The sequence below is a fragment of the Ideonella sp. P3_A4 genome (assembly GCF_056403075.1).
Genome location: NZ_JBFUGE010000995.1, coordinates 1 through 1,558, shown reverse-complemented (window position 1 = coordinate 1,558; position 1,558 = coordinate 1). Strand labels below are relative to the sequence as shown.

Here is a 1,558-nt window from a genome sequence, read left to right as displayed (position 1 = left end):
GCCCCTTACGTCGAACGTTAGGCCCACAGCCGGGTTGAAGGTCGAGCTCGTTTGAAGTCACATCTGCCAATGCCAGCTTCACAAGGCCTCGGTCGCGATGCCCTGTGCCCATGGGAGAGGCGTTCCCGCTTCAGCGTCGGCTTGGGCTGTCCGTCCTTCGGCGGCCAGCGGGCGGTCGGTGGTCGCTTCGACCTTCCGCCCGCCAAGTTGGTCAAGAAATTGAAGCCTTTGCGCTATGCCTCGCCTCACCGGTTCCTGCGCTCACGGCCAGAGCTTGGGGTGAGAGCCGCCACCGGGTCGGTTCTGCCGCTTTGGGTAGGCCGCCCGGCAGAAACAGCCGCAGCCCCAGTGCTGCATAGCCTGGCTCGCGTCAGCCGAGTAGCATCTCCAGCTTCCTCGGGTCCGTCTGCCTTGCACGGTACGTCCATCACGGTTGGTGTATCTCCGGTGCCTAACCCCTCCGTCAAAGGGACGTCTTGCGACGAGCCGCAAGACGCCCCTTACGTCGAACGTTAAGCAAAGTCAGAAATGCCTTTGTCTCAGTGCCGAGTCCCGTTTTCCGTCCGCGCTGGCACCGCGCCATATGTTGGCCTTCGAGTGCTCAGCCACCCAGGAACAGCCCAGCGCCTGTCAGGCCGGTGAGTACTCKCTCGAAGCCCTCTGCCACTCCAGCGTTGGCTTGCTTGGCCTTCCGGTTGAAAATACGGGCAAAACGGGTTCGCCAATGATCGAGGTTGCAGGAACCGAAATGCCACAAGTCTCCAGGTGCCTTCGCTCCGCCTCGCCGCGATCTAAGAACCCAGTCGCTCCGTTGGTGCCCTCGCGTTCCTGTCGTCTCCTTGCTCAACGTCGCTCGCCTAACATCTCCGTCAAGGGGACGTCTTGCGGCAAGCCGCAAGCCGCCACTTACGTCGGACGTTAGACCGCAGGAAGTTCCCAAATGCGCGTCATTCAATCACCCCAAGTCCTAGACATTCAGCCGAGCGAACGATCCGTCTTCTTGGCCGGRTCAATAGACATGGGTGGCACCRTCGATTGGCAGCGAGAACTTACTGACTCCCTCGCTTYTTGTAGCGGAGTCCTCTTGAATCCTCGGCGCTCGCACTGGAGTTMCAGCTGGCCACCMGACGCCTCGTTCCCGATCTTTCGTGAACAGGTCGAGTGGGAGCTTTCGGCAATGGAARCAGCAGGAATGATCGCCTTCTACTTCGCTCCAGGCTCACAAGCACCCGTCACCCTTTTGGAGCTTGGCYTGGCTGCTCGTAGYAGGAAGGCTGTCGTTTGCTGCCCRTCTGGTTACTGGCGCAARGGAAACGTAGATGTTGTGTGCCAACACTACGGAATYCAATCAGTTTCCTCCCTCGAGTTCTTGGCTCATGAGATCARGCGYTACTGTGAGGGGTAGGTCAATGCGTTCTSTCGGCCAGCGGTCTAACCCCTCCGTCAAGGGGACGTCTTGCGGCAAGCCGCAAGCCGCCCCTTACGTCGAACGTTAAGCGGCATGAAGCACCACCCCATCGAGTCGCAGATTGACGCGTTCCTCGCGAAGTACTCGCCC

At 60.1% G+C, this 1,558-nt stretch carries 1 protein-coding gene; it reads left to right on the top strand.

Translation table 11 applies throughout. From position 1 onward, the window contains the following. The first annotated feature begins 940 nt into the window (after positions 1-940). Entirely contained in the window at positions 941-1,405 is a 465-nt protein-coding gene (locus tag AC1DYI_RS35205) for a nucleoside 2-deoxyribosyltransferase domain-containing protein (RefSeq protein WP_477208737.1), read from the top strand. Positions 1,406-1,558: the final 153 nt, after the last annotated feature.